The 24652-nt window shown below is 69.0% G+C and carries 20 protein-coding genes and 1 riboswitch; of the genes, 15 read left to right on the top strand and 5 right to left on the bottom strand.

Going from position 1 to position 24652, the window contains the following annotated elements; genetic code table 11:
- Window positions 1–186 precede the first annotated feature (186 nt).
- Window positions 187–1179 (top strand): helix-turn-helix transcriptional regulator, encoded by a 993-nt coding sequence (locus MOQ72_RS24100; protein ID WP_242187826.1) that lies wholly within the window; start codon window positions 187–189, stop codon window positions 1177–1179.
- A gap of 40 nt (window positions 1180–1219) precedes the next feature.
- Here the strand turns inward: MOQ72_RS24100 and MOQ72_RS24095 are convergent, their stop codons facing one another.
- A complete protein-coding gene (locus tag MOQ72_RS24095; RefSeq protein WP_242187825.1) occupies window positions 1220–2137 on the bottom strand; it encodes an SDR family oxidoreductase in 918 nt (305 codons plus the stop codon).
- Between the two features lie 456 nt (window positions 2138–2593).
- Here MOQ72_RS24095 and ftsZ point away from each other — a divergent pair, with 456 nt between their 5' ends.
- The 12 genes from ftsZ to MOQ72_RS24035 all read left to right on the top strand — a co-directional run bounded on the left by ftsZ (window position 2594) and on the right by MOQ72_RS24035 (window position 15421).
- Window positions 2594–3967 (top strand): cell division protein FtsZ, encoded by a 1374-nt coding sequence (gene ftsZ, locus MOQ72_RS24090; protein ID WP_242187915.1) that lies wholly within the window; start codon window positions 2594–2596, stop codon window positions 3965–3967.
- Window positions 3968–4086: 119 nt separating this feature from the next.
- Window positions 4087–4806 carry a peptidoglycan editing factor PgeF gene (gene pgeF, locus MOQ72_RS24085; RefSeq protein ID WP_242187824.1) on the top strand — a complete coding sequence of 240 codons (720 nt, stop codon included), beginning with the start codon at window positions 4087–4089 and terminating at the stop codon, window positions 4804–4806.
- Between the two features lie 234 nt (window positions 4807–5040).
- Complete coding sequence (locus MOQ72_RS24080) at window positions 5041–5775, top strand: YggS family pyridoxal phosphate-dependent enzyme (protein WP_242187820.1); 735 nt, start codon at window positions 5041–5043, stop codon at window positions 5773–5775.
- Window positions 5776–5847: 72 nt separating this feature from the next.
- On the top strand, window positions 5848–6483 hold the full coding sequence (locus MOQ72_RS24075) for a cell division protein SepF (protein WP_242187819.1): 636 nt from the start codon (window positions 5848–5850) through the stop codon (window positions 6481–6483).
- A 19-nt stretch (window positions 6484–6502) separates the two neighbouring features.
- Window positions 6503–6787 carry a YggT family protein gene (locus tag MOQ72_RS24070; RefSeq protein WP_093160639.1) on the top strand — a complete coding sequence of 95 codons (285 nt, stop codon included), beginning with the start codon at window positions 6503–6505 and terminating at the stop codon, window positions 6785–6787.
- Between the two features lie 47 nt (window positions 6788–6834).
- On the top strand, window positions 6835–7665 hold the full coding sequence (gene wag31, locus MOQ72_RS24065; RefSeq protein WP_242187818.1) for a DivIVA-like cell division protein Wag31: 831 nt from the start codon (window positions 6835–6837) through the stop codon (window positions 7663–7665).
- 91 nt (window positions 7666–7756) lie between these two features.
- Entirely contained in the window at window positions 7757–8194 is a 438-nt protein-coding gene (locus MOQ72_RS24060; protein ID WP_242187816.1) for a hypothetical protein, read from the top strand.
- A gap of 363 nt (window positions 8195–8557) precedes the next feature.
- Window positions 8558–11710: an isoleucine--tRNA ligase gene (ileS, locus tag MOQ72_RS24055; protein ID WP_242187814.1), complete on the top strand. Its 3153-nt coding sequence runs from the start codon at window positions 8558–8560 to the stop codon at window positions 11708–11710.
- Window positions 11711–11865: 155 nt separating this feature from the next.
- Window positions 11866–11981: riboswitch (SAM riboswitch) on the top strand.
- A gap of 38 nt (window positions 11982–12019) precedes the next feature.
- The gene (locus tag MOQ72_RS24050) at window positions 12020–13357 is read left to right on the top strand and encodes an aminotransferase class V-fold PLP-dependent enzyme (protein WP_242187813.1); all 1338 of its coding nucleotides are present in this window, start codon (window positions 12020–12022) and stop codon (window positions 13355–13357) included.
- A gap of 142 nt (window positions 13358–13499) precedes the next feature.
- Window positions 13500–14153 carry a signal peptidase II gene (gene lspA / locus MOQ72_RS24045; protein ID WP_242187810.1) on the top strand — a complete coding sequence of 218 codons (654 nt, stop codon included), beginning with the start codon at window positions 13500–13502 and terminating at the stop codon, window positions 14151–14153.
- A gap of 41 nt (window positions 14154–14194) precedes the next feature.
- A complete protein-coding gene (locus tag MOQ72_RS24040; protein ID WP_242187913.1) occupies window positions 14195–15079 on the top strand; it encodes an RluA family pseudouridine synthase in 885 nt (294 codons plus the stop codon).
- Between the two features lie 45 nt (window positions 15080–15124).
- Window positions 15125–15421 (top strand): hypothetical protein, encoded by a 297-nt coding sequence (locus tag MOQ72_RS24035; protein ID WP_242187808.1) that lies wholly within the window; start codon window positions 15125–15127, stop codon window positions 15419–15421.
- A 26-nt stretch (window positions 15422–15447) separates the two neighbouring features.
- Here MOQ72_RS24035 and MOQ72_RS24030 read toward each other — a convergent pair whose 3' ends face one another.
- From MOQ72_RS24030 to MOQ72_RS24015, 4 genes are all read right to left on the bottom strand, one after another.
- Complete coding sequence (locus MOQ72_RS24030) at window positions 15448–16827, bottom strand: NAD(P)(+) transhydrogenase (Re/Si-specific) subunit beta (RefSeq protein ID WP_242187806.1); 1380 nt, start codon at window positions 16825–16827, stop codon at window positions 15448–15450.
- A complete protein-coding gene (locus MOQ72_RS24025) occupies window positions 16824–17129 on the bottom strand; it encodes an NAD(P) transhydrogenase subunit alpha part 2 (protein WP_242187805.1) in 306 nt (101 codons plus the stop codon). The genes MOQ72_RS24030 and MOQ72_RS24025 overlap by 4 nt, the downstream gene beginning before the upstream one ends.
- Window positions 17130–17194: 65 nt before the next feature.
- On the bottom strand, window positions 17195–18313 hold the full coding sequence (locus MOQ72_RS24020) for a Re/Si-specific NAD(P)(+) transhydrogenase subunit alpha (protein ID WP_242187803.1): 1119 nt from the start codon (window positions 18311–18313) through the stop codon (window positions 17195–17197).
- A 78-nt stretch (window positions 18314–18391) separates the two neighbouring features.
- Window positions 18392–19336 carry an Lrp/AsnC family transcriptional regulator gene (locus MOQ72_RS24015; RefSeq protein ID WP_242187801.1) on the bottom strand — a complete coding sequence of 315 codons (945 nt, stop codon included), beginning with the start codon at window positions 19334–19336 and terminating at the stop codon, window positions 18392–18394.
- A 219-nt stretch (window positions 19337–19555) separates the two neighbouring features.
- Between MOQ72_RS24015 and dnaE the strand changes: the two genes are divergently transcribed.
- Both dnaE and MOQ72_RS24005 read left to right on the top strand, forming a co-directional pair.
- Complete coding sequence (gene dnaE, locus MOQ72_RS24010) at window positions 19556–23140, top strand: DNA polymerase III subunit alpha (protein WP_242187800.1); 3585 nt, start codon at window positions 19556–19558, stop codon at window positions 23138–23140.
- A 221-nt stretch (window positions 23141–23361) separates the two neighbouring features.
- Complete coding sequence (locus MOQ72_RS24005) at window positions 23362–24594, top strand: cytochrome P450 family protein (protein ID WP_242187799.1); 1233 nt, start codon at window positions 23362–23364, stop codon at window positions 24592–24594.
- Window positions 24595–24652: the final 58 nt, after the last annotated feature.

Here is a 24652-nt window from a genome sequence, read left to right as displayed (position 1 = left end):
GTGTGCCGATTTCTCGCGAAATCGCCAGCAGTCGAGCACCGGACGACCGTTCCAGGACTGCCTGGCGAAACGGGCATTGCGTGGTATGGCATCCGCGGCCGTCGTGAAGTGCGAAACGCCCGCCCGTTCCATGCGGTGGCAACGGCGACCAGGGACGGTGTCGGGGGTGCGCCGTAGGCTCGCCGCATGCGGGCATCGAGGTTGGTTTCGCTGCTGTGCCTGTTGCAGGTGCGCGGCTCGATGACCGGGCCGGAACTCGCCCGCGAGCTGGAGGTTTCCGAGCGGACCGTGGCGCGGGACGTGCTCGCGCTGGCCGAGGCCGGGGTGCCGGTGTACGCCGAGCGGGGCCGGACCGGCGGGTACCGGCTGCTCGGCGGCTACCGGGCCAAGCTCACCGGCCTGCACCAGGCCGAAGCCGAGGCCCTGTTCCTCTCCGGCGTGCCGGGCCCGGCGATCGACATGGGGCTGGGCGAAGCCGTCGCCTCGGCACAGCTCAAGGCGTCGGCGGCGTTGGCACCGCCGTTCCGCGATGCGCCGCAGCGGGTCGGTCAGCGGTTCCACCTGGACGCCCCGCGCTGGTTCCGCGAGGTCGAAACCCCGGCCGTGCTACCGGAACTGAGCCGCGCGGTGTGGCGCGACCTCCGGGTGACCGCGTCGTACCAGCGCGGCGAACGGGAGGTGCAGCGCCGGATCGAGCCGCACGGCCTCGTGCTCAAGGCCGGGGTCTGGTACCTGGCGGCCCGCTGCGAACAGCGGTTCCTGACGTACCGGGTGGACCGCTTCCGCAGCGTCGAAGTGGCGGAGGAGACCTTCAACCGGGACGAGACCTTCGACCTCGCCGCGTTCTGGGAGCGCAAGTCGGAGGAGTTCGCCCGCTCGCTGCTGACCGAGACCATCGAAATCCGGATCAGTCCGATCGGCCTGCGCAAGCTCCACGCGACCACCGACGGAGCCGGTGCCCGCGCCGCCGAAGCCGCCGTGGGCGAACCCGACACCGAAGGCTGGATGACCACGACGCTACCCGTCGAATCGCTCCAGATCGCCTACGACCAACTGCTCCAACTCGGCCCGGAAGTGGAAATCCTCGCCCCACCCGAACTCCGCCACCAGTTCGCCAGCGCCGCCACCCGCCTCGCCACCCTTTACGGTGATCTTGGTCGAGGTGAAGGGCACCTGTGACCGAGTAAGCCGGTCACAGGTGCCCTTCACTCATCACCCGTCAGCGGTAGTCGTCGGGGTTTCCGGGTTTGCCGGGCCACTCGACTTCGAGGGCGTAGCGCCAGCAGTCCGGTTGGGAGCCGTCGGTGTCGGTGAAGCCGTAGACCTTCGCGAGGTATCCGCTCGACAGCGACTCGGTGTTCCAGCGGGCCACCTCCGGGTCGGTCGCCAGGGCGACCACCGCGCGGCCGACGAAGGCGGGCGACTCGGCGATGGCGAAGCCCGGCGGGGCGGTGGTGGACTCCCGCCAGTTCTCCTCGGTGACGCCGAAGTGCTCCAGCATCATCTCCGAGCGCAGCCAGCCCGGCGTCAGCGAAACCGCAGTGCCGCCGAACTCCTTCAACTCCTCCCCCTGGGCCCGGGCCAGCCGGTGCATGGCTGTCTTGGCGATGTCGAAGAACGCTCCGCAATCGCTGCGGTAGTACTGCTCGTTCACCTCCGCCGTGCCGTCGGTGAGCTCCACGACGAGCCCGCCCGGCTGCTTGCTCAGCAGTGCCAGCGCGAAGTGGCTGGTGATCATGTGCGCTTCGATTCCGGTGCGCAACCGCTGGAGGCCCTTGGTCAGGTCCTGCTGCCAGATCGGTTTGTGCCAGTCCATCAGGTGCTCGCCGCCGAGGTCGTTGACCAGGACGTCCAGTCGGCCCTGCTCCGCCTCGATCCGCTGCACCAGCCCGCGGACCTGCGCCGGGTCGGTGTGGTCGACCCGGACCGCGATGCCCCGGCCGCCCGCCCGCGTCACCAGTTCGGCGGTGTCCTCAATGGTCTCCGGCCGGTCGTAGTCCGAGCGCTGCTCCCGCGTGCTGCGCCCAGTGCCGTAGACGGTCGCACCAGCTGCCCCCAGCTCCACGGCGATGCCGCGCCCCGCGCCTCGGGTCGCCCCGGCCACCAGCGCGACCTTGCCGTGCAGTTGTCCAGTCATGTCAGGAATTCCTCCTGTTCCAGATTCGGTCGAGCAGCGACCATGGCAGCGAATCCGGACACCTCCGGTCGGGATTTGCCAGGCGAGTCCGAAACTGCCTGCCTCGACCGGGTGAGCAGGGCTCGGGGTACGGTGTTGGTGGTGATCACGTCCGAGACGTGAGCACCGCACCAGGGGAGGAACAACACTGGGCTCGCCGCGGCGGGCGGACCGCTGGTCAACAACGAAAACGGTCGAGGCGGAAGCGACGAAGGTGCGCGGCACAACACACCTGCCACGGATCCCGGCGTGGCTGCTGGACGCGGGGGTAGTTGGATGCCTACCGTCCGGACCACGCACGGGATCGGCTGCACCTCGAATCCCGTGCTGGCAGCGACCGGGCGGACCCGCGTCGGCGACCGCTGGACCAGCGGCCGACGTAGCGAGCGCAGAGCCACGATCAGGAAGGCGGATCCGATGACGCCCCCGCACAACTATCTCGCGGTGATCAAGGTCGTCGGCATCGGCGGCGGCGGCGTCAACGCCGTGAACCGCATGATCGAGGTCGGGCTCAAAGGTGTCGAGTTCATCGCGGTGAACACCGACGCGCAGGCCCTGCTGATGTCCGATGCCGACGTGAAGCTGGACATCGGCCGCGAGCTGACCCGTGGTCTCGGAGCTGGCGCCGCGCCGGAAGTCGGTCACAAGGCCGCCGAGGACCACAAGGAAGAGATCGAAGAGGTCCTCAAGGGCGCCGACATGGTGTTCGTGACCGCTGGTGAAGGCGGCGGCACCGGCACCGGCGGCGCGCCGGTCGTGGCGTCGATCGCGCGCAAGCTCGGCGCGCTGACCATCGGCGTGGTCACCCGGCCGTTCTCCTTCGAGGGCAAGCGCCGCGCGGCGCAGGCCGAACAGGGCATCAAGGAGCTCCGCGAGTGCTGCGACACCCTGATCGTCATCCCGAACGACCGGCTGCTGCAGCTCGGCGACATCGGGGTGAGCCTGATGGACGCCTTCCGGTCCGCTGACGAGGTGCTGCTCTCCGGTGTCCAGGGCATCACCGACCTGATCACCACGCCCGGTCTGATCAACCTCGACTTCGCCGACGTGAAGAGCGTCATGTCCGGCGCTGGCAGTGCGCTGATGGGCATCGGCTCGGCGCGCGGCGAGGGCCGGGCGGTGCAGGCCGCGCAGAAGGCGATCAACTCGCCGCTGCTGGAAGCGTCCATGGAGGGCGCGCACGGCGTGCTGCTGGCCATCGCCGGTGGCTCCGACCTCGGTCTGTTCGAGATCAACGAGTCGGCGTCGCTGGTGCAGGAGTCCGCGCACCCCGAGGCCAACATCATCTTCGGCACGGTCATCGACGACTCGCTGGGCGATGAGGTGCGGGTGACCGTGATCGCCGCCGGGTTCGACGCTGGCACGCCGACCCACAAGAAGCTCGACCCGACCAGGGTCGGCTCCCGGACCGAGGACGCCGAACCCGCTGGGAGCGCCGAGAAGCCCGCACCCGTGGCGGAGCCCGAAGCTCGCCCGGCGCCGCCGCAACCGACGCCGCAGGCGGAGCAGCCGGTCGCGCCGCCGGTCGTGCAGCCACCGACGCCTCCGGCGCAGCCGGAGCCCGCACCGGAAGCGTCGCAGCGCCCCGGACTCGGCCAGCGCACCGGGCTGTTCGGCAGCGACGGTCCGGCCACCGGTCAGCAGAACGTGTCGGTGCCCACCCGCGCCAGCGGCGGATACCCGACGCACGGCGGCACTTCCAGCCGCCCCGGCGCACTGCCGAACCGCGCCGTCCCGGTGAACGACGACACCGACGACGACGTCGACATACCACCGTTCATGCGGCGCTGACCAACGGTCCGGCCGCACCGCACGGCGCATGAGCGAGAATCGACACCGGAAACCACCTGGTTCCGGTGTCGTTTTTCGTGCGAGCCCGTTCGGGCCCGCTGGTGGGAGGCTGAGCAGCAGTGCGGATTCGGCGCGTGATCACCACGCGGGAGGGCGGCAGTTCCCGGCCGCCGTTCGATTCCTTCAACCTCGGCGGCAGGGTCGGAGATGACCCGGCTGCGCTGGCCGCGAACCAGCGCAAGTTGGCCGACGGAATCGGTCTGCCCGAACAGCGGTTGGTCTGGATGGAGCAGATCCACGGCCGCACCGCCACCATCGTCGACGGGCCGCAGTCGGCTCCGGTCGAGGCGACCGACGCGCTGGTGACCGCCGAGCCCGCACTGGCGTTGATCGCGCTGACCGCGGACTGCGTGCCGGTGCTGCTCGGCGATCCGGAATCCGGCGTGGTTTCGGCCGTGCACGCCGGTCGAGTGGGCGCCCGCGTCGGGGTGCTCGTCGCGGCGCTGAAGGCGATGCGGGAGGCCGGGGCCCAGTTGGACCGCATCGAAGCGCTGCTCGGCCCGGCCGCCTGCGGCGATTGCTACGAGGTGCCCGCCGAGATGCAGGCGGACGTCGAGAAGCACTTGCCCGGCAGCGCGTGCAAGACCCGCAAGGGCACCACCGGGCTCGATCTGCGCGCCGGACTCTGGGAGCAGTTGGCCGCCGCCGGGATCGCGCGGATCGGCGTCGATCCGCGGTGCACGATGGAATCTCCGGAGCTCTACAGCCACCGCCGGGACGGCGGGCGCACCGGCCGGTTCGCAGCGGTCATCTGGGCCGAGCCGGAGGATGTGTCGTGAGCGACAGTTCCTGCTCCGCTGACAACGCCGACCGGGCTCGGGCGTCCTGCATTACAGATCGGGTGCGGGTGCCCCGCAAGAACAGGAGGGCTGCATGAGTAGCGCTGTGCCAACCCCAGTCCTCCTCAACCGCACCCCAGGGGACCGTGACGCAACCCAGCCACAAGAAACCGCAAAACGCGAGATTCGTGTTGGACGCACCACAATTGTGAATCGCGGAGAGGCGGAACTGGCATGAGCGAGCCGTCGCGGCGCGCGGAGTTGGCCGAGTCGCTGCGAGAGGTTCGGGATCGGGTCGACCGGGCCTGCCGCGCGGCCGGTCGGCGACCGGAGGAGGTCGAGCTGCTCGCGGTGACCAAGACCTTCCCCGCTTCGGACGTGGCCCTGCTGTCCGATCTCGGGATGGCCAGGTTCGCCGAGAACCGGGAACAGGAGGCGCGTGACAAGGTCGCCGAGTTCGCCGCGCTGCGCCCGGCCGCCGCGGTCCGCTGGCACATGGTCGGTCAACTGCAGCGCAACAAGGCGCGGGCGGTGGTCCGCTGGGCCGACGTCGTCGAGTCGGTGGACAGCGAGCGGCTCGTCGAGGCTCTGCGCCGCGCCACCGCCAACGCGCTGGACGCCGGTGAACGGCAGCAGCCGTTGGACGTGTTGTTGCAGGTCAGCCTGGATGAAGCGACCGGCCGTGGGGGATGTCGTCCAGCGGATGTGCCCGCACTGGCCGACAAGATCACGCTAACGGGTGATCTTAGGCTGCGCGGTGTGATGGCTGTCGCCCCGTTGGGTGGCGAACCGGGTGTGGCATTTGACACACTTTCCGCGATCTCTGAGCGGCTGCGCAGAGATCACCGTGAAGCTGTCGAAGTGTCTGCGGGGATGTCCGGTGACCTGGAAAGTGCCGTTGCGCACGGCTCGACCAGGGTGCGTGTCGGAACCGCGCTGCTAGGAAGGCGGCGGTTAACCTCGCCGTAGCCGTGAACAGGGGGGTCGAAGGTCGGCCGCCTCGTGCTCGGTGTTAAGGAGTCGCAGAGGAAGGGCATGCCGATGAGCGCTTTGCACAAGTTGAAGGCCTACTTCGGCATGGTCCCGGCCGACGAGGTCGACGATTACGAAGACGAAGTCGGCTACCGCGACCGGTATGCCGACTCCGACCGCGACCTCTACGACAGCCCGTCCGACCGGGTCGGGGGACGGCGCCGGGTCGGCACCCGCGGGGGATATCAGGCGGAAGCCGACGCCGAGCCGGAGGGCTTCGTCGAGGAGTACCGCGAACCGGCGCCGCGGTCGCGTCGGCAGTGGACGCCGGATCCGCCGGTGGCGCGCAGCAACCTGTCCGCCGATCCGCCGCGGGAATCGGTCTCCCGGCTACGGGCGGTCACCGACACCGGCACCCAGTTCAACTTGAGCAAGATCACAACGCTGCACCCGCGCAGCTACAGCGAGGCCCGCACGATCGGCGAGCAGTACCGGGACGGCACGCCGGTGATCATGAACCTGACCGAGATGGAGGAGGCCGACGCCAAGCGGCTGGTCGACTTCGCCGCTGGTCTGGCGTTCGCGTTGCGGGGTTCGATCGAGAAGGTCACCAACCGCGTGTTCTTGCTCTCACCGCCGAACGTGGACGTCGCGGCCGAGGACAAGCGGCGGCTCGCCGAGGGTGCCTTTTTCAACTACGGGTGAGTGGTGGCACAGTTGAAGCGTGAACCCGGTGCAGATCGTCCTGTTTTACGTTCTGTTCTTCTTCTGGCTGCTGCTCACGGCCCGTATCGTGATCGAACTCGTTCGGGTGTTCGCTCGCGATTGGCGGCCCGTCGGGGGGGTTGCAATCGCGTTGGAGAGCATCTACACAGTGACCGACCCACCCGTAAAGTTGGTGCGTCGGGTGATCCCGACGGTCCGGATCGGCGGCGTCGGACTGGACCTATCGATTATGGTGCTGCTGCTGGTCGTGTTCATACTGATGCGACTGGTGCAGCCCGGGTGACGGGGAACCCGGGCTACCCGCAGCCGAGGAGTGCGTGAGGTGATCTTGTGGGCTTGACCCCCGCAGACGTGCATAACGTCGCGTTCAGCAAACCTCCGATCGGTAAGCGGGGCTACAACGAGGACGAGGTGGACGCATTCCTCGACCTGGTTGAAGCCGAGCTTGCCCGGCTGGTGGAGGAGAACAACGACCTGCGCAGCCAGGTGGAGCAGTTGGAGGCCCAGCTGCAGTCCGCGCAGGTCGATCTGGACGACGCCCGCAGTCAGGCGTCGGTTCCCCCACCTCCGGCCGCCCCACCGGAGGAACCGCGCCGGCTCACCCCGGTCCCGGCGCCGACCGCCGTAGAGCAGACTTCCCCGGGCGGCGATCATCACGTGCAGGCCGCCAAGGTGCTGGGCCTCGCGCAGGAGATGGCCGACCGGCTGACCGGCGAAGCCAAGGCCGAGGCCGACGGCATGCTGTCCGAAGCGCGGACGAAGTCCGAGCAGCTGCTGTCCGAAGCCCGTTCGAAGTCCGACAGCTTGGTCAACGAGTCGCGGACCCGCGCCGAGACGTTGCTCAACGATGCCCGCACGCGGGCCGAGACGTTGGAACGGCAGGCCCGGGAGAAGGCCGCCACCCTGGAACGCGATGCGCAGCGCAAGCACGCTGAGGTGATGGGCAACATCACCCAGGAGAAGAACGCGCTGGAGAAGAAGATCGAGACGCTTCGCACGTTCGAGCGCGAGTACCGCACTCGACTGCAGACCTACCTTGAGTCGCAACTGCGCGAACTGCAGGACCGCGGCTCAGCAGCTCCCGCCGACAGCAGTGGCGGGCGGTCTTCCAGCCAGCAGACCAGCTACAGCTTCGGGGCGCGTGCGGCCGAAGCTGGCTGATCACGTTCGCTCGCATCGGCGGCAACGGGCCCGAACCGCCCGTTGCCGCCGACTTGCATCCGGGCTGTTCGGCGAGGGGGTGTGAGCGCGCGTGCTGTTGGTCGTGCTGGTGCTGGTCTTGGTGGCCGGTGGCGTGCTGGCCGGTGCGGTCGTCTCCGACCAGCCCGACCTGGCGTGGTTGTCGGTCCTGGTCAGCGTCCTCGGTGTGGCGTTGCTGACGGTTGATCGGTTGCGGCGTCGGTCGGTTTCGGCGCGTGCGAAGCCGAAATCCGATCCGGCGGAGCCGGGAGAGGAGCGCAGCAACGCGGCGGCAGTGGCGGACCCGGCCGCCGAGGTGCTGGTGATCGACGAGCGGCCGCGTTACCACGTGCGCACCTGCGAGCTGATCGGTGATCGGAAGACGATCGCGCTGACGTTGCGCGAGGCGCGGGAACTCGGCTTCACACCCTGCGCCCACTGCGCCCCGAACGCGACGCTGGCCTCGGAACGCCGCAGACCTCGCAAGCTGGCGGACCGCACTCTCGATTGAGATGTGGGGGGATCCCGCAACGAGACGGTGTCCGCCGTCGCGCGGAACGGGGATGGTCGACTCCGAAACCGCGGACCCGTGAAAATTGGTGGCGGACTGCCGGTACTCTGGTGTAGCCAGGCGATGATCCGGCCATCACCGGGGAGCTTCCGGAAGAACGGGCAGCGGTCGCTGCCTCAGTAGAACCGGACGGGTCCGGCCCGTCATAGCCGGTAACGAGCGGTCGTCGGCGGTCGTCGACGGCAAGCGGGGTGGTACCGCGGAACTCGTGCGAGCACGCGCACGAGGTGTCGTCCCCGCGTGGACACCGAACCCTCGGTGCCCGTGCGGAAACGGACACACACCGCGAGGAGCGCATCCGCGATGGCTTATCCCAAGGTTCAGTTCGGCGCCGCCGGTGAGCGCGGCGTGGCAGCTCAGCCCGCGTTCCCGGACATCGAGCGCGAGGTGTTGGATTTCTGGGCCGACGACAAGACCTTCCAGGCGTCGGTGCAGGCCCGCGAGCCCGGTGTCAACGGTTCCAACGAGTTCGTCTTCTACGACGGGCCGCCGTTCGCCAACGGCCTGCCGCACTACGGGCACCTGCTGACCGGCTACGTCAAGGACGCGGTGCCGCGCTACCAGACGATGCGCGGTCACCGGGTGGAGCGCCGGTTCGGCTGGGACTGCCACGGGCTGCCCGCCGAGGTGGAGGCGGAGAAGCAGCTCGGCATCACTTCCAAGTCCGAGATCGAGCAGATGGGCGTCGCCGCGTTCAACGAGGCGTGCCGGACCTCGGTGCTGCGCTACACCGCCGACTGGGAGGACTACGTCACCCGGCAGGCCCGGTGGGTGGACTTCGACAACGACTACAAGACGCTCGACCTGGACTACATGGAAAGCGTCATGTGGGCCTTCAAGACCCTGTGGGACAAGGGCCTGGTATACGAGGGCTTCCGGGTGCTCTGGTACTGCTGGCGTTGCGAGACACCGCTTTCCAACACCGAAACCCGGATGGACGACGTCTACCGGCAGCGGCAGGACCCGGCGGTGACCGTCGGGCTGCGGCTGAAGGCGACCGGCAAGGTCTTCGACGGCGCCCTGGCCCTGGTGTGGACGACCACGCCGTGGACGCTGCCGTCCAACCTGGCCGCCGCGGTGCACCCCGACGTGGAATACGTGCTGGTAGCGCCCGCGAACAGCGCCGAGCGCTACGTGCTGGCCGAGGCGCGGCTCGGTGCGTACGCGCGGGAACTCGGCGAGGACATCGCGGACCACGTGCTCGCCCGGTTCCGCGGCACCGAGTTGCTCGGCACCGCGTACACGCCGCCGTTCGACTTCTTCTTGGGCCGGGAGAACGCGCACCAGGTGCTGTCGGCCGACTACGTCACGACCGACGACGGCACCGGCATGGTGCACATCGCCCCCGCCTTCGGTGAAGAGGACAAGGTCGTCACCGATGCCGCGGACATCGAGCCGGTGGTGCCGGTCGACGCGCACGGCAGGTTCACCACCGAGGTGCCGCCGTACGCGGGCTTGCACGTCTTCGAGGCGAACAAGCAGATCATCCGCGACCTCAAGGAAAAAGGTCTGCTGCTGCGGCACGAGACCTACGACCACCCGTACCCGCACTGCTGGCGCTGCGACAACGCGCTGATCCAGCGGGCGGTGTCGTCCTGGTTCGTGGCGGTCACCCAGTTCAAGAACCGGATGGTCGAGCTGAACCAGCAGATCAACTGGGTGCCCGAGCACATCCGGGACGGGCAGTTCGGCAAGTGGTTGCAGAACGCCCGCGACTGGAACATCTCCCGGAACCGCTACTGGGGTTCGCCGATCCCGGTGTGGGTCTCCGACGACCCGGCCTACCCGCGCACCGACGTCTACGGCTCGCTGGACGAGTTGGAACGCGACTTCGGGGTGCGGCCGACCAACCTGCACCGCCCGGAGATCGACGAGCTGACCCGGCCGAACCCGGACGACCCGACGGGTCGGTCGACGATGCGGCGGGTGCCGGAGGTGCTGGACTGCTGGTTCGAGTCCGGTTCGATGCCGTTCGCCCAGGTGCACTACCCGTTCGAGAACGCGGAGTGGTTCGAGCACCACTACCCGGGCGATTTCATCGTCGAGTACAACGGCCAGACGCGCGGCTGGTTCTACAACATGCACGTGCTCGCGACGGCCCTGTTCGACCGCCCGGCGTTCTCCAACGTGGTGGCGCACGGCATCGTGCTGGGCCACGACGGGCTGAAGATGTCGAAGTCCAAGCGCAACTACCCGGACGTCAACGAGGTCTTCGACCGCGACGGTTCGGATGCGATGCGCTGGTTCCTGATGTCCAGCCCGATCCTGCGCGGCGGGGACCTGGTGGTCACCGAACGCGGCATCCGCGACGCGGTGCGGCAGGCGGTGCTGCCGCTGTGGAACTCCTGGTACTTCCTCGCGCTGTACGCCAACGCCGCGGGTGTCACAGGTGAGTCCAGTGTGGACAGCAAGCACGTGCTGGACCGCTACGTGCTGGCCAAGACCAACGAGTTGGTCGGCGACGTGCAGTCCGCGATGGACACCTTCGACCTGGCTGGTGCCTGCGCGAACGTGCGGAATTTCCTCGAAGTGCTGACGAACTGGTACGTGCGCCGGTCGCGCGACCGGTTCTGGGCCGGTGACCAGGACGCGATCAACACGCTGCACACCGTGCTGGAGGTGACCTGCCGGGTGGTGGCGCCGCTGCTGCCGCTGACTGCCGAGGCGGTCTGGCGGGGGCTGACCGGCGGTCGGTCGGTGCACCTGGCGGACTGGCCGCTGGTCGACGAGCTGCCCGCGGACGCCGCGCTGGTGACCGCGATGGACCAGGTGCGCCAGGTGTGCTCGTCGGCGTTGGCGCTGCGCAAGGCCAACAAGCTGCGGGTGCGGTTGCCGCTGGCCAAGCTGGTGGTCGCCGCCCCGGAAGCCGAGGTGCTGCGACCGTTCGCGGATCTGATCGGCGACGAGGTCAACGTCAAGGAGCTCGAACTGAGCACCGACGTCGCCGCGCACGGGCACTTCGAGATCGCGGTCAACGCGCGGGCCGCCGGTCCGCGGCTGGGCCGGGACGTGCAGAAGGTGATCAAGGCGGTGAAGTCCGGGGAGTGGCAGCGCACCGGGAACACCGTGGTCGCGGCGGGCATCGAGCTGCAGGACGGCGAGTTCACCGAGCGGCTGGTGTCCACCGACACCGGAGCCGCCTCGGCGTTGCCGGGCGGCGAGGGGCTGGTCGTGCTGGACACCGAGGTGACCCCGGAGTTGGCCGCCGAGGGCCTGGCCCGCGACGTGGTCCGAGTCGTCCAGCAGGCCCGCCGCGAGGCGGACTTCGAGGTGTCGGACCGGATCATCGCCACGGTGTCGGCGCCCGCCGAGGTGCTGGACGCGGTTGCCGCGCACCGCGAATTCATCGCGGGCGAAACCCTGGCGAACGCGATCGAACCGGGCGACGTGGCGGACGGCTTCACCGGCACCGTCGGCGACGGCACCGAGATCAAAGTCTCCGTCACCAAGCTCTGACGAAGTTCCGTTCGAGGTGAGGGGTACCCGTGACCAAGTTACTTGGTCACGGGTACCCCTCACGCTTCACCGGATCCGGTGTGGCGGCGGGTCGTTCTCACTTCTTGGGAGCTTGTTGCCCGGTGCGCGGTGGTTTTCTAGGGTGCTGGGTCGAAGGTCATGAGTACCAGCGTCAAGCCCCGGCTTGCTGGTCGGCAACCCTCCTACCGCGGTGGGGTGCCCCGGGTGAGGACCTGGCCGGTCGCGCAGGGCGGCTCGGCAAGCGCGGACCCTTCCTGCCGGGTCCGGTGAGGCCCGAGGAGGGGCATCGTGTCGTCTGCCGTCATCGACATCCCGACGCAGTCCAATGTGGAGTACCGGATTCCCGCCGTGGTGGGGGGCGCGCTGCGGGTCCCGCTGGTCACCGGGGAGAGCGTCGGTTACGCCAATCTCGATCACGCGGCCAGCGCGCCGTGCCTGGAGGCCGTGCGGACGGCGGTGGACGAACTGCTTCCCTGGTACGCCAGTGTGCACCGCGGCGCCGGTTTCGCGTCCCAGGTGTGCACGCGGGTTTACGAGAACGCTCGCGACGAGCTGCGGGACTTCGTCGGTGCCCGGCGCACCGACTCGGTGCTCTTCACCCGCAACACCACCGACTCCCTCAACCTGCTGGCCCGAGTGCTGCCACGCGGCACGTCCGTGGTCGTCTTCGACACCGAGCACCACGCCGCGCTGCTCCCGTGGACCGGTCCGCGGGTGCGCCGCATCGCCGCGCCGGAGACAGCAGCGGACGCGGTCGCCGTGTTGGACGCCGCTCTGGCCGAGTGCCCGGAGGGGCCGCGACTCGCGGTGCTCACCGGCGCTTCCAATGTCACCGGCGAGCTGTGGCCGGTCGCCGAACTCGCGCGGGTGGCTCGCCGTCGCGGCGCGCGCACCGTGCTGGACGCCGCGCAACTCGCCCCGCACCGGCCGGTGCGGATCACGGAGCTCGATGTCGACTACGTGGCGCTGTCCGGGCACAAGCTGTACGCACCGTTCGGCGCTGGCGCGTTGATCGGCCGCGCGGACTGGCTCAACGCCGCCGAGCCGTACCTCGCCGGTGGCGGCGCTACCCGGTCGGTGCAGGAACGGTCCGTGAGCTGGACCACCGGCCCGGAGCGGCACGAGGCCGGATCGCCGAACACTGTCGGGGTGCACGCGCTGGCAGCGGCCTGCGAGACGCTTTCGGCGAACTGGGCGAACATCATCGAGCACGAGGAGACGCTGCTGGGCCGGTTGCGGGCGGGGCTGCGCGCCGTGCCGGGGGTTCGGGAGCTTAGCCTGTTCGGCGCTGATCACGACCGGGTCGGCGTGGTGAGCTTCACGGTGGACAGCCAGGATCCCGCTCTGCTCGCCGCGGCGCTGTCCGCGGAGCACGGCATCGGCGTTCGCGACGGGTTGTTCTGCGCACATCTGGCCACGCGTCGGCTGCTTTCGCGGGCTGGCTCGGACGCCGACCGCGCGGTGCGGGTCAGCGTCGGCCTGGGCACCACGAACGAGCACGTCGACCGCTTCGTCGACGCCCTGCGGCGGCTGGTGACCGGTGGACCCACTTGGCGCTACGAGCAGGTCGACGGTCGCTGGGTCCCGTCCGACGATCCCCGTCCGACACCGGGGTTCCTCGGCTGAGCCAGCTTCCGCGATCCGGAATCCGGGGCGCGCGAAATCGCCACCTTGTGCGGTGCGCGGGACGCAGGCGGGGAGGCTCCGCTACTCGCACCGCGAGTGAGTTCAGGTACTGCCGCGATGCATCCGCTGCGGTTCAGGGACAATGGCCGTCGTGAGCACCGAGCCGTCCTCCCAAGGGCAGTCCTCCGCAGAGCGCGCGGACAGCGAAACCGTCGCAGCGCAGGTCAACGAGACGCAGACCGACGCGGCAGATCCCGGCAAATCGCCGCGCGTCGGGTCCCGGCGGCTGCTCGGGTTGCTGTTCGGGGTGGCTGTGGTGGCCTTGGGCATCGACATCGTCACCAAGATCGCCGTGGTGGCCAACCTGGAAGGCGGCCCGCCGGTCCGACTGCTCGGCGGCCTGCTCTACCTCGACGTGCTGCGCAATCCCGGTGCCGCGTTCTCGCTGGCCACCGGCATGACGTGGCTGTTGGCGCTGCTCGCGATCGCGGTCGTCGTGGTGATCATCTGGCTGGCGCCGAAGCTGCGTTCGCTGGGCTGGGCGGTGGGCCTCGGCCTGGTGCTCGGCGGTGCCTGCGGCAACCTGGCCGACCGCATCTTCCGCGCCCCCGGCCCGCTGCAAGGGCACGTGGTGGACTTCCTGTCGGTCTTCGCGCCGGGCGGCGCGGTGTGGCCGGTGTTCAACGTCGCCGACAGCTGCATCGTCTGCGGCGGCATCCTGGTCGTGCTGATGTCGTTGCTGGGCCGGGACTACGACGGCACGGTGCACCGCCGGAAGAAGGCTGCGGAGAAGTGAGCGATCTCCGAACCCTGCCGGTGCCCGAAGGGCTGGACGGCATGCGGGTGGACGCGGGCCTTTCGAAGCTGCTGGGGCTGTCCCGCAACGCGGTCGCGTCACTGGCGGAGTCCGGCGATGTGCTGCTGGACGGCAACCCGGCGGGCAAGTCGGACCGGCTGGTCGCGGGGGCGTGGCTGGAAGTGGTGCTGCCACCGGCGGAGCAGCCGTTGCAGGTCGTCGCGGTGCCGGTGGAAGGGCTGAAGATCCTGCACGAGGACGACGACATCGTCGTGGTGGACAAGCCGGTCGGCGTCGCGGTGCACCCCAGCCCCGGTTGGGAAGGGCCGACGGTGGTCGGCGGGCTCGCTGCGGCGGGTGTGCGCATCGCGACCTCCGGCGCCGCCGAACGGCAGGGCGTCGTGCACCGGCTCGACGCGGGCACCACCGGCGTCATGGTCGTCGCCAAGAGCGAGCACGCGTACTCGGTGCTCAAGCGCGCGTTCAAGGAACGCACCGTGGACAAGCGCTACCACGCTGTGGTGCAGGGACATCCGGACCCGAGCCGCGGCACCATCGACGCGCCGATCGACCGGCATCCGCGCCACGACTACAAGTTCGCGGTCGTCACCGGCGGCAAGCCGAGCATCACCCACTACGAGACGGTGGAGGCGTTCCGGGCGGCGTCGCTGGTGGACGTGAAGCTGGAAACCGGTCGCACGCACCAGATCCGGGTGCACTTCGCGGCGATCAAGCACCCGTGCGTCGGCGACCTCACCTACGGCGCGGACCCGGTGCTGGCCCGACGTCTCGCTATTACCAGACAGTGGTTGCACGCACGTGGCCTCTCGTTCGAGCACCCCTCCGGTGGCTGGGTGACGTTCGAAAGCGAATACCCGGCCGATCTCCAGCACGCGCTGGACGCGCTCCGCGATCAAGACGGCTGATTTGGGTACCGTGGCGGGCAAGCCTGCGACGACAAAGGGGGCTTGATGGCACAGTCACGATCGTTCGAGGGATCAGACGCACCGACGCCGCCCAGCGGCATGCCGGTGATCGACCCCGGCTCGGACGCGGACACCCCGCCCGCCGGTTTCACCAGCCTCGGTGACGTGATCAGCGCCGAGGACGTCGGCACCGCGTCACCGTCGGTGCTCGGCGGCCCGGAACCGGAGCGCTCGAACGACGATGCGGGGGAATGGCCGACGCTGCAGTACCGCAGCCGGGACAAGCCCGAGCGGCCCAAACGCGCCAATCCGCTGGACTTCTTCCGCCGCGACAAGCAGTGAGCACCGGCCGCCGCCCGCAGTGCACCTCAGAGGGCTTTTAGCTCTTCGACCACCTCGCGGACCGAGGACTTGGCGTCGCCGAACAGCATCGTCGTCTTCGGGTCGGTGTAGAGCGGGTTGTCCACGCCCGCGAAGCCCGCGCGCATCGAGCGTTTCAGCACGATGACCGCCTTGGCCTGGTCGACGTTGAGGATCGGCATGCCGTAGATCGGGGAGTTCGGGTCGCTGCGGGCCGCCGGGTTGGTGACGTCGTTGGCGCCGATCACCAGCGCGACGTCGGTGCGGGCGAACTCGTCGTTGATCTCGTCCATCTCCTTGAGCTGTTCGTAGGGCACGTCCGCCTCGGCGAGCAGCACGTTCATGTGACCGGGCATCCGGCCTGCCACCGGGTGGATCGCGTAGTCGACGGCGACACCCCGGTCGGTCAACAACTTCGCCATGTCCTGCACGGCGTGCTGGGCCTGCGCGACCGCCATGCCGTAGCCGGGCACCACGATCACCTGCCCGGCGTACGCCAGTTGGATCGCCACATCGGCTGCGCTCACGGCACGCACCGAACCACCGGTGACCGCCGGAGCGGTCGTCGCGCCACCCCCGAACCCGCCCGCGACGATCGACGGGATCGACCGGTTCATCGCCTTGGCCATCTGGTCGGTGAGGATCGAACCGGACGCGCCCACCAGCATGCCTGCCACGATCATCGCGGTGTTGCTCAACGCCAGCCCGGCCGCCGCCGCGGACAGCCCGGTGGAGGCGTTGAGCAGCGACACCACCACCGGCATGTCGGCCCCGCCGATCGGCAGCACCACCGCGATCCCGGCGACCCCGGCCAGCACCAGCAGCGCGACGAGCAGCCACTCGGCGTTGCCGCCCAGCCCGATCGCCACGGCGCAGCCGACCGCCCCGGCCAGCAGCAGGACGTTCAGCGGCAGTTGCAGGCGGCCGACCGTGATCGGGCGGCCCGGCACGATCTCCTGCAGCTTGCCGAAGGCCACCAGGGAACCCCAGAACGAGACCGATCCGATGATCGCGGCGAACAGCGTCGAGACCGAAACGAAGGCGGGTTCGCCCTGGAATCCGGCGGTTTCGCGGAACTCCACCCAGGCGGTGAGCGCCACCGCACCGCCGCCGACACCGTTGAACAGCGCCACCATCTGCGGCATCGCGGTCATCTTCACCCGCCGCGCGGCGGGCACCCCGATGACCGAGCCGAGCACCAGGCCCAGCGCGATCAGCCACCAGTTGCCCAGCCCGGGGGTGAGCAGCGTGGCGACGACCGCGACCACCATGCCAGCCGCCGCGATCGCGTTGCCGCGCACCGCGGTGCGCGGCCCGGTCAGTCCCATCAGGCCGTAGATGAACAGCGCGAACGCCAGGATGTAGAGCACCGACCGCAGCGTGATCACTTCTCGGCACCCTTCCGCGCCGCGTCCGGCTTGCGCTTGAACATGCCCAACATCCGGTCGGTGACCAGGAATCCGCCGACCACGTTGATGGTGCCGAACACGATCGCCACCAGCGCCAGCAGCTGGGAGCCGAGACTGTCCACACCGGACCCCAGCACCAGCACGCCACCGAGCAGCACGATGCCGTGGATGGCGTTGGTGCCGGACATCAGCGGGGTGTGCAGGGTGTTCGGCACCTTCGAGATCACCGCGAAGCCGACGAACCCCGCCAACACCAGGATCGCCAGATCAGCCAGGAACATCGCTCCTCCTCCCCGTGTCTGGGTGAGGGGCACCCGTGACCGAGTAACTGGGTCACGGGTGCCCCTCACCCGGTTGTCGAAGCTCGTGTCGGATCCGGTCGGGTGATGCAGGTGGCGGCCAGCACCTCGTCTTCGAAGTCGGGGGCGAGGCGGCCGTCGACGAGCATCGATTCGAGCAGCGCCTGGACGTTTCGGGCGTAGAGCTCGCTGGCGTGTTCCGGCATGGTCGCCGGGAGGTTCAGCGGGGTGGCGATGGTGATCTCGTGGTCCACCACGGTGCGGCCCGGCTCGCTGAGCTCGCAGTTGCCGCCCGCCGCGCCGGCCAGGTCGACGATCACGCTGCCCGGTCGCATCCGGCGCACCGCCTCGGCCGGAACCAGCTTCGGTGCCGGGCTGCCCGGCACCAGGGCTGTGGTGATCACCACGTCGAAACCGCTGATCGCCGAGTTCAGCCGGTGGGTCTGCTCGGCGCGTTCCGCCTCGGTCAGCTCGCGGGCGTAGCCGCCTTCGCCGACCGCCGCCACACCCAGGTCCAGCCACTTCGCGCCCACCGAACGCACCTGGTCGGCGACCTCCGGTCGCACGTCGTAACCCGTGGTGCGGGCGCCGAGCCGCTTCGCGGTCGCCAACGCCTGCAGTCCGGCGACCCCGACGCCGAGCACCAGCACCGATGCGGGCTTCACAGTGCCCGCCGCCGTGGTCAGCATCGGGAAGAACCGGGTGCATTCGTTCGCCGCCAGCAGCACGGCCCGGTATCCGGCCACGTTGGCCTGCGACGACAACGCGTCCATCGACTGGGCTCGGGAGATGCGCGGTACCAACTCCAGCGCGAAACCCAGCACCCCGGCCACGCGCAGCTGCTCGGCGATGTCCGGTTCCGTCAACGGCGCCAGGAATCCGATCAGCACCGATCCGGTCGACAACCGGTCGATCTCGGCGGCACTCGGCGGGTCGACCTTCACCACGACATCGGCCGACCACGGGTCACCGATGCTCGCGCCCGCCTTGGCGAACGCGTCGTCTGGGATCAGCGCGGCCTGTCCGGCACCGGCCTCGACGACGACCTGGAGCCCCTGCGCGCACAACCGCTCCACCACGCCGGGCACCAGCGCGACCCGGCGCTCACCCGGTGCCGTCTCGCGCGGCACACCGACGCTGGTGCGACCGCCCTCGGGAGAGGTCATGCATCCAGGTGTCCACATCAGAGCGCTAACCGCAAGGGCACACGCCCGTTCGGACGCGACGGATCACCGGGAAAGACGTCAGAGGTCGGTTATGTCCCAAGTCAGGGTGCGTTGGTCGTCGCCGGGGCGCGGCGTCCAGCGGACCGCGGTGAGCTCCGTGGACTCCGGGAGCACGTACACCGTGTGGCCGCCCGCGGTCTCGCCGGAGGGCACGCCGATGCGGTGCGGCGGGCGGGAGGACAGCGACACCGGGGCCTTCGACACCGTGGCGCCGTCCTTCGTGACCAGCTCCAGGTACAGGTCGGGCAGCGAGGCGAACGGGATCGTCCCGCGGTTGGTCAACTCGGTGTGCACGACGACCGCTCGCTCGCCGTCCTGCAACTCGTAACCGGCTGCGGTGAACAGGAAATCCGCCGGATCCACGACCTCGACGAGCATGATGGTGATCCGCTCGCCCTCCAGACCCTCGACGTCGAGCTTGCTGCCGACCTTGCCGGTGCGCACCGGCTGCGGCGCTGGCTGGCCCGGCCGCTGCTGGTCGCCGCGCGCCCACGAGGCGGATCCGGGCGGTCCCCAGACGTTCATCGGGTCCTGCTGGGTCGGCTGCTGCGGGAAGGACGATGGCGGCGGGCCAGGTGGGACGAACCGCTGGCCGCTCGGCCCGCCGTAGGCGGGCGCCGGGTAGCCACCGGTGGGCACCGGATAGCCGCCGGACGGTTGCGGGTAGGGGCCGGAGTGCTGCACCTGGTGGCCACCGCTGCCGGGGCCGGAGACCTGGTACGGCCCGCTGGCCATGTTCTGCGCGGCCCACTGCTGCGCGGCGGCGACCGCGTTGCGGATGCCCTGGGCATCGCACTCGACACCGACGATCAGCGGTAGACCGGTGGTGGACAGGGCAGCAAGACGCGCGGCGACGTCACGCACATCCATGCCGAGCCGACCGGCGATCTCGGGAACCGCCGCACGGCCCATCTCGGCGACGACGCTCAGCAGACGTACGTCCACGGGATCAGGGCCAGCCACGTCGTGCCACGCTACCCGCTCCACCAGACCACAGCGTCAACGGCACGGTGATTTGCTCCCGCAGTCCAGGCGGCGTCTGAGGTTCCGCTACCCGCACCGCTGCGCAAGATGAGCCTGGAACTCCCCGGAGACGCAACGCCGGGGGAATCTCCGGTCGCGTCGGGGTCGGGAGTTAGGCTGGCAGCTCTCCCCAGAGCCGCCGCGAAGGAGGACTTCCCCGTGCCTGTCGACCCCTTCGTCCACCTGCACGTGCACACCGAGTACTCGATGCTCGACGGTGCGGCGAAGGTCGCAGCGCTGTTCGCGGAAGCGCAAAGATTGGGCATGCCCGCGGTGGGCATGACCGACCACGGGAACATGTTCGGCGCGGACGAGTTCTACCAGCAGGCGAGGAAAACCGGCATCAAGCCGATCATCGGCATCGAGGCGTACTTGGCGCCGGGCAGCCGGTTCCACAAGAAGCCGGTGTTCTGGGGTGAGGCCAAGCAGCGCGGCACCGACGAGTTCGGTGAGGGCGGCGACGTCTCGGGTGCGGGTGCGTACACGCACATGACGATGGTGGCGGCCAACGCCACCGGGCTGCGCAACCTGTTCACGCTGTCCAGCCGCGCCAGTTTCGAGGGCTACTACCGCAAGCCGCGCATGGACCGCGAGCTGATCAGCGAGTACGCCGAAGGCATCATCGCCACCACCGGCTGCCCGTCCGGCGAGGTCCAGACCCGGCTGCGGCTGCGGCAGTACGACGAGGCTTTGCAGGCCGCGGCGGACTACCGGGACATCTTCGGCAAGGAGAACTTCTTCCTGGAGCTGATGGACCACGGCCTGCCGATCGAGCGCTCGGTGCGGGAGGGCCTGCTCAAGATCGCCAAGGAGTTGGACCTCAAGCCGCTGGCGACCAACGACAGCCACTACGTCACCGCCGACCAGGCCGAGTCGCACGGCGCGCTGCTGTGCGTGCAGTCCGGCAAGACCCTCAGCGACGAGAGCCGGTTCAAGTTCGACGGCAACGGCTACTACCTGAAGTCCGCCGAGGAGATGCGCGAGTACTGGGACAAGGAGGTTCCCGGGGCGGCGGACAGCACGCTGCTGATCGCCGAGCGCGTCGAGTCCTACGAGGACGTCTGGAAGTTCCAGGACCGGATGCCGCGGGTGACCGACGGCAGCGGCAAGACCGAGCGCGACCTGCTGGCCGCCGAGATCGAGCAGTACCTGCCCACCCGCTACCCGGACGGCCCGACCGAGGAGTGCCGGGAGCGCATCCGGATCGAGTTGGACGTGCTCGACACCAAGGGCTACTGCGCGTACTTCCTGGTGGTCGGCGACCTGACCCGGTGGGCCAAGTCGCAGGGCATCCACGTCGGTCCGGGTCGTGGCTCGGCGGCGGGATCGCTGTTGGCCTACATCCTGCACATCACCAACCTGGACCCGCTGGAGCACGGGCTGATCTTCGAGCGGTTCCTGAACCCGGAGCGCGACTCCCCGCCGGACATCGACCTCGACTTCGACGACCGGCGTCGCGACGAGGTGCTGCAGTACGCGATCAACAAGTACGGCCGGGACAAGGTGGCCCAGGTCATCACCTTCGGCAAGATCAAGACGAAGGCGGCGATCAAGGACGCCGCGCGGGTGCACCACGGCCAGCCCGGTTTCGCCATCGCGGACAAGATCTCCAAGGCGCTGCCGCCGCCGATCGCGGCCAAGGACATCCCGCTGTCCGGCATCGTGGACCCGCAGCACGAGCGTTACACCGAAGCCGCCGAGGTCCGCAGCCTGATCGAGACCGACCAGACGGTGTCGCAGATCTTCGACACCGCCCGCGGCCTGGAAGGGCTGATCCGCAACGCCGGTGTGCACGCCTGCGCGGTGATCCTCTCCTCCCAGCCGCTGCTGGGCACGGTTCCGCTGTGGGCCAGGGACGACGGTTCGATCATCACCGGCTGGGACTACCCGTCCTGCGAGGCCATCGGCCTGCTGAAGATGGACTTCCTGGGGCTGTCCAACCTGACCATCCTCGGTGATGCGCTGAAGATGGTGCAGGAGAACCACGGCGTCGAGATCGACCTGTCGACGCTGGGGCTGGACGACAAGACCACCTACGAGATGCTCGCCCGCGGGGAAAGCCTGGGCGTGTTCCAGTTCGAAGGTGGCGGCATGCGCGAGCTGCTCAAACGCCTGCAACCGACCGCGTTCGGCGACCTGGTGGCGGCCAACGCGCTGTACCGGCCGGGGCCGATGGATGTCAACGCGCACCTCGACTACGCCGACCGCAAGAACGCGCGCAAGGAGATCGAGCCGATCCACCCCGATCTTGAGGAGGATCTGCGCGACATCCTCGACGAGACCTACGGCCTGATCGTCTACCAAGAGCAGATCATGGCGATCGCGCAGAAGGTGGCCGGTTACAGCCTCGGTCGAGCGGACATCCTGCGCCGCGCGATGGGCAAGAAGAAGAAGGAAGTCCTGGACCAGGAATTCGAGGGCTTCCACGCCGGTATGCAGGCCAACGGCTACCGCGACGAGGCCATCACCAAGCTCTGGGAGACGGTGCTGCCCTTCGCCGGTTACGCGTTCAACAAGTCGCACGCGGCCGGTTACGCGCTGGTGGCGTACTGGACGGCGTACCTGAAGGCCAACTACCCGGCCGAGTACATGGCCTCGCTGCTGACCTCCAACGGCGACAACAAGGACAAGATGGCGGTCTACCTCGCCGAATGCCGCCGGATGGGCGTCAAGGTGCTCTCCCCGGACGTCAACGACTCCAAGGACACCTTCGCCGCCGTCGGCTCCGACATCCGCTTCGGGATGAGCGCGATCCGCAACGTCGGCTCCAACGTGGTGGCCTCGATCGTGAAGAGCCGCAGCGAGAAGGGCCGCTACGTCTCGTTCACCGACTTCCTGGACAAGTCGGAGATCCTGGCCTGCAACAAGCGGGTCATCGAATCGCTGATCAAGGCCGGTGCCTTCGACTCGCTGGGGCACACCCGGATGTCGTTGGCCCAGCACCACGAAGCCGCGGTGGACGCGGTGATCGGGCTCAAGCGGCAGCAGGCGATGGGCCAGTTCGACCTCTTCGGCGCGGATCCCTCGGACGACAGCGCGGACGCCTCGCCGCTGGCGCACTTGGCGTTCACCCCGGAGGAGTGGCCGCGCAAGCAGTTGCTGTCCTACGAGCGGGAAATGCTGGGCCTGTACGTCTCGGCGCACCCGCTGGACGGCGCGGAGCGGCTGCTCGCCCCCTACCAGGACACCGGGATCGCCGAGCTGGTCGGCGGCGAGCGGGAGTTCGGCGGCGGCAAGGAGCAGCTCAAGATCGCCGGGATGATCTCGGGAATCCAGCGCCGCATCAACAAGAACGGCCACCCGTGGGCGATCGTCACGCTGGAGGACCTGGACGCCAGCGTGGAGGTGCTGTTCTTCCCGAAGTCCTACGAGATGTACGCCGACTGCCTGGTGGAGGACACCGCGCTCGCGGTCAAGGGCCGCATCAACGAGCGCGAGGGCACGATCAGCGTGTTCGCCTCGGACGCGGTTCCGGTGGACATCTCCGCGGCCGAGACCGATCCGGGCACCAGCCCGGCGTTCGTGATCAAGGTGCCGGTGGGGCGGGTCGACCAGTCCCTGGTCGCGGAGCTGAAGCGGACGCTGCGAGCGCATTCCGGCACCACCCCGGTGCACCTCAAGCTGCAGACCCCGCGCGGCACCACCCGCCTGGCCCTGTCCAGCGACTTCTTCGTCTCCACGGAGAACGGTCTGCAGGGCGAGCTCAAGGGACTGCTGGGCGCGGGCTGCTTCGAAACCGTCTGACCCACGCGTGGCACGTCGCGCCGATGGATGAAATTTCCAAATTCAGGGAAAATCGGGGGCCTTTCCGTCTGGTTTTGGGTTCCCGATTTCAGGGCAATTCGGGAACCCGGCTCCGACGTCGCGCGATGCTGCTGAAGGTTCTCTCAGATCGGTGTGACAGCGGGGCGTAAACGGTGTTCGCTGGGGTTCGGGGGCAACGCTGCCGAACGCGAAGGAATCCGATGTCCACCACCGAGTCGCTCGCCGAGCTTCCCGTTTTCGATGCCGAGTTCGTTCGGGACCTGCACGCCCGGTTCGAACACATCCGGGCCACCACGCCGGTCCAGCGGATGGTCACCCAACAAGGCTTGCCGATCTGGGTGATCGTGCGGTACGAGGAGGCGCGTGCCGCGCTGGCCGATCCCCGGTTCAGCAAGGAGACCACCCGCACCCGCGAGGTGATCAACGCGAAGCTGCCACCGGACTCAGACCGCCGGGAACTCGTCAGTGAGCTCGCCGAGCACTTGCTGAACATGGACCCGCCGGACCACACCAGGCTGCGCAAGCTGGTGGTCAAGGCATTCACCGCGCGCCGGGTGGAGAGCATGCGGCCACGGGTCGCGCGGCTCACCGATGAACTGCTCGACGGGATGGCTGGGAAATCCGAGGTCGATCTGCTGGACGCGCTCGCGTTCCCGCTGCCGATTCGAGTGATCTCCGAACTGCTCGGGGTGGACGAGACCCGCCGCGACGAGTTCCGGACCTGGACCAACAGGCTGCTGGACGCCTCGGACGCCGACTCGGGCGCGGCGCAGGCCGCCGCTGGCGCGATGGCCCAGTACCTGGTCGAGCTCATCGAGACCAAGCGCCGGGAACCGGCCGATGACCTGCTCACCGCGCTGATCGAGGCCACCGAGGACGAGGACCGGCTCAGCGAGGCGGAACTGATCTCGATGGTCTTCCTCCTGCTGGTCGCTGGGCACGAGACGACGGTCAACCTCATCGGCAACGGCGTGCTGGCTTTGTTGCGCAACCCAGATCAGTGGGCGGCGCTGCGCGCGAACCCGGAGCTGGTGACCGGCGCGGTCGAGGAGATGCTGCGCTTCGACGGTCCGGTGATCCACGGGACGTTCCGGCACACCGTCGAGCCGGTCGAGGTCGGTGGCGTGCTGATCCCGGCGGGCGAGATGGTCTGGGTCGGCCTGACCGCGGCGAACAACGACCCGGAGCGCTTCCCGGAGCCGGACCGCTTCGACATCAGCCGCGACGCGCACGGGCACCTGGCCTTCGGCCACGGCATCCACTTCTGCCTCGGTGCGCAACTGGCCCGGTTGGAGGCCCAGATCGCGCTGCGCCACCTCGTCGAGCGCTTCCCGAACCTCAGCGGCTCTGGCGCGCTGGACGACGTGCAATGGCGTTTCAGCACGCTGATCCACGGACTGCGCGAACTGCCAGTCCGCCCGGCCGGGAACTGATTTCCGCCAGGAGTTTCGGCGCGGTCTTGCGGGATCCGTTGACCGCGCCGCTTCTCCC

The sequence above is a fragment of the Saccharopolyspora soli genome (assembly GCF_022678645.1).
GTDB lineage: Bacteria > Actinomycetota > Actinomycetes > Mycobacteriales > Pseudonocardiaceae > Saccharopolyspora > Saccharopolyspora soli.
Note: the sequence above shows the minus strand (reverse complement) of the source record. Positions and strands in the feature narration are given on the sequence as shown.

Bases quoted from the DNA above. Each gene is read 5' to 3' on its own strand.
- MOQ72_RS24100 (WP_242187826.1), top strand. From the start codon at position 187: ATGCGGGCATCGAGGTTGGTTTCGCTGCTGTGCCTGTTGCAGGTGCGC.
- MOQ72_RS24005 (WP_242187799.1), top strand. From the start codon at position 23,362: ATGTCCACCACCGAGTCGCTCGCCGAGCTTCCCGTTTTCGATGCCGAG.
- ileS (WP_242187814.1), top strand. From the start codon at position 8,558: ATGGCTTATCCCAAGGTTCAGTTCGGCGCCGCCGGTGAGCGCGGCGTG.
- ftsZ (WP_242187915.1), top strand. From the start codon at position 2,594: ATGACGCCCCCGCACAACTATCTCGCGGTGATCAAGGTCGTCGGCATC.
- MOQ72_RS24095 (WP_242187825.1), bottom strand. From the start codon at position 2,137: ATGACTGGACAACTGCACGGCAAGGTCGCGCTGGTGGCCGGGGCGACC.
- lspA (WP_242187810.1), top strand. From the start codon at position 13,500: ATGGCCGTCGTGAGCACCGAGCCGTCCTCCCAAGGGCAGTCCTCCGCA.
- MOQ72_RS24020 (WP_242187803.1), bottom strand. From the start codon at position 18,313: ATGACCTCTCCCGAGGGCGGTCGCACCAGCGTCGGTGTGCCGCGCGAG.
- MOQ72_RS24025 (WP_242187805.1), bottom strand. From the start codon at position 17,129: ATGTTCCTGGCTGATCTGGCGATCCTGGTGTTGGCGGGGTTCGTCGGC.
- MOQ72_RS24040 (WP_242187913.1), top strand. From the start codon at position 14,195: ATGCGGGTGGACGCGGGCCTTTCGAAGCTGCTGGGGCTGTCCCGCAAC.
- MOQ72_RS24075 (WP_242187819.1), top strand. From the start codon at position 5,848: ATGAGCGCTTTGCACAAGTTGAAGGCCTACTTCGGCATGGTCCCGGCC.
- MOQ72_RS24080 (WP_242187820.1), top strand. From the start codon at position 5,041: ATGAGCGAGCCGTCGCGGCGCGCGGAGTTGGCCGAGTCGCTGCGAGAG.
- MOQ72_RS24035 (WP_242187808.1), top strand. From the start codon at position 15,125: ATGGCACAGTCACGATCGTTCGAGGGATCAGACGCACCGACGCCGCCC.